The organism is Candidatus Symbiopectobacterium sp. NZEC135, assembly GCF_025962695.1.
In genome coordinates, this window is record NZ_JAGFPF010000160.1 from 1 (window position 1) to 3,369 (window position 3,369).

Sequence of the window (3,369 nt, forward strand, 5' to 3'; positions counted from 1 at the left end):
GGGGGGGAAAGAGATTGGCTATGGGCCCATTCAATTGGCATCGACGCCACAAGCCTCTGTGTTGGCTCCGCTATCGGGTGTTCCTGTTTTGCACTGGCACGGCGATCGCTTTGAGATTCCTGATTCAGCGATACGACTGGCGGGCAGCGCGGTATGCGATAATCAAGCCTTCAGTGTGGGTAAACATGCACTTGGCCTTCAGTTCCATCCAGAGGTGAGCCAAACCGGACTGGAAGGATGGTTGGTTGGGCATGCTTGTGAGTTGGAATTAGCCGGGCTCTCATTGGGCGAACTGCGCCAGCAGGCGGCGCACGCTTCCGCGTCGTTGGCGCTGGCGGCACAACAGGTGATGACGCGCTGGCTGGATCAGCTGTACACCTAAAATTTCCATTGCCGAACATCTCGCTGGTGAAAAGTTCATTAATGAACAGCCAGCGGGAATATCATCTTTTTCAGCCTCTCATTTTTATCGCATTATCCCTTCTGCCAATAAAAAAATAACTGTAATAAATTCAGCCGATAGACTTAGAACGGTCGCCACTTTTAGTGCTTTTTCTCCTTTATTTCTCTGAGTGGCCCCGGTTTTGCAATTTCTTCCTGGCATACCCAGTGACACTTACTCAATGCTTTTATTTATGGGAGAGAAATAATGACGCGTAAATTGGCTATTTATGGAAAAGGGGGGATCGGTAAATCGACCACCACACAAAATACGGCTGCCGCTTTGGCCTATTTCCATGGGAAAAAGGTCTTTATTCACGGTTGCGATCCTAAAGCGGATTCGACCCGCCTTATATTAGGGGGCAAACCGCAAGAAACATTAATGGATATGCTGCGCGATCAAGGTGCCGAGAAAATTACCAATGAGATGGTGGTGAAAACCGGCGTGTTTGATATTCGTTGCGTGGAATCAGGTGGTCCAGAGCCTGGCGTTGGCTGTGCAGGACGCGGTGTTATCACCGCTATCGATCTGATGGAAGATAACAAGGCGTATAGCGACGATCTGGATTTTATCTTCTTTGATGTTCTGGGGGATGTGGTGTGCGGTGGGTTTGCCATGCCGATTCGCGATGGCAAGGCACAAGAAGTGTATATCGTCGCTTCCGGTGAAATGATGGCCATTTATGCCGCCAATAATATTTGCAAAGGGTTGGTGAAGTACGCCAAACAGAGCGGTGTTCGGCTGGGTGGCATTATTTGTAATAGCCGGAATGTGGATGGTGAAAAGGAGTTTATCGAGGAGTTCACCGCGGCCATTGGTACCAAAATGATTCATTTTGTTCCGCGTGACAATATTGTTCAGAAGGCTGAGTTTAATAAGAAAACGGTTACGGAATTTGATTCAGCAGCGAATCAGGCACAGGAATACCGAGAGTTGGGGCGCAAAATTATCGAGAATGATGACTTTGTCATACCGACACCGTTGTCCATGGATCAATTGGAAAAAATGGTGGTGAAATACGGGATGATGGATTAATTCCGCGCTCTGCCCTATTTCCTTGTTCGCCGCCGTTATTCTGCCTTGCCCTTATGGGAGAGAAATTATGCCGTACCATGAGTTTGAATGCAGTAAATGCATTCCTGAACGTAAACAACATGCCGTGTTGAAAGGCGAGGGTGAAGATATCACTTCTGCATTGCCACAGGGATATCTCAATACCATTCCGGGCACCATTTCAGAACGCGGTTGTGCCTACTGTGGCGCCAAGCATGTGATTGGCACACCGATGAAGGATGTTATTCACATCAGTCACGGCCCGGTAGGGTGCACCTATGATACCTGGCAGACCAAGCGCTATATCAGTGATAACGATAACTTCCAACTGAAGTATACCTTCGCGACCGACATGAAAGAAAAACACATCGTGTTTGGCGCGGAGAAGGTGCTGAAAAAGAACATCATTGAAGCCTTTGATGCGCATCCCACGATCAAACGCATGACTATCTATCAAACCTGCGCCTCGGCGCTGATCGGCGATGATATTTCGGCAATCGCGCAGGAGGTGATGGATGAGCGCCCCGATGTCGATATTTTTGTCTGCAACTCCCCTGGGTTTGCCGGGCCAAGTCAGTCTGGCGGTCATCACAAGATTAATATCGCCTGGATCAACCAAAAAGTGGGCACGGTTGAACCCACCATTACCAGTGATTATGTCATCAACTATGTGGGTGAATATAACATTCAGGGCGATCAGGAAGTGATGGCGGATTATTTCAAACGCATGAGGATTCAGGTGCTCTCTACCTTTACCGGTAATGGTTCCTATGATGACCTGCGGGCGATGCACAAAGCGCACCTGAATGTGCTGGAGTGCGCCCGTTCAGCGGAATACATCTGTAATGAGTTACGGGTGCGTTACGGCATACCTCGTTTGGATATTGATGGTTTTGGTTTTGGCCCACTCTCTGATTCGCTGCGCAAGATTGGTTTGTTTTTTGGCATTGAAGACCGAGCACAAGCCATTATCGACGAAGAGGTGGCCCGCTGGAAACCCGAACTGGAGTGGTATAAGGCGCGCTTGCAAGGGAAGAAAGTCTGCCTGTGGCCTGGAGGTTCCAAGCTGTGGCACTGGGCGCACGTTATCCATGAAGAGATGGGCGTGGAAGTGGTGTCGGTGTATACCAAATTTGGTCATCAGGGCGATATGGAAAAAGGGATTGCCCGCTGTGAAGCCGGGGCGTTGGCGATTGATGATCCCAATGAACTGGAGTCACTGGAAGCCATGTATACCCTGAAGCCGGATGTGATCTTTACCGGAAAACGGCCCGGTGAAGTGGCGAAGAAAATCCGGGTGCCCTACCTCAATGCTCATGCTTATCACAACGGTCCTTACAAAGGGTTTGAAGGCTGGGTGCGCTTTGCGCGGGATATCTACAACGCCATTTATTCGCCAATTCATCAGCTCTCGATGCTGGATATCAGCGAACATACGATCCCTGCCGATCGCGGCTTTGCTACGGCACGCATTATCTCGGATAGCGCGTTGAGTGAAGACATCCGCCAGGATCCCAACTTGCGGGAGTATACCGGCGGCTTTGACAGCGTGACTAAATTACGTCAGCGCGAATATCCCGATTTTTCCCAAGACAGGCCGCAGCGACAGGAGGCGGTATGACCCAGGAACAACAGGTTGAAGCGCTGGTGGATTACATCATGAAGCACTGTCTGTGGCAGTTTCATTCCCGCAACTGGGATCGGGAAAAGCAGAACGCCGGTGTGTTAGGTAAAACCCGGCAATTGCTGTGCGGTGAAGCGGTGGATCTGTCAACGCCCGCCGATCGCTGCTACTGGGTGGATGCGGTGGTACTGGCCGATACCTGGCGCAAGCGCTTTGATTGGCTGGCGGAAATGCCCGCTGACGCTACTGC

General features: G+C 50.4%; 3 protein-coding genes and 1 pseudogene. All 4 read left to right on the forward strand.

The features are described 5' to 3' along the window. Positions 1-382, forward strand: a pseudogene (locus J5224_RS24210) (glutamine amidotransferase); the annotation flags it as partial. A 267-nt stretch (positions 383-649) separates the two neighbouring features. Continuing rightward, entirely contained in the window at positions 650-1,477 is an 828-nt protein-coding gene (nifH, locus tag J5224_RS24215; protein ID WP_264627778.1) for a nitrogenase iron protein, read from the forward strand. A 67-nt stretch (positions 1,478-1,544) separates the two neighbouring features. Next, the gene (gene anfD / locus J5224_RS24220) at positions 1,545-3,116 is read left to right on the forward strand and encodes a nitrogenase iron-iron protein, alpha chain (protein ID WP_264627779.1); all 1,572 of its coding nucleotides are present in this window, start codon (positions 1,545-1,547) and stop codon (positions 3,114-3,116) included. Then, positions 3,113-3,369: Fe-only nitrogenase subunit delta (gene anfG, locus J5224_RS24225; RefSeq protein WP_264627780.1), on the forward strand; the 257-nt coding region annotated here is incomplete at its 3' end. The genes anfD and anfG, both read left to right, overlap by 4 nt.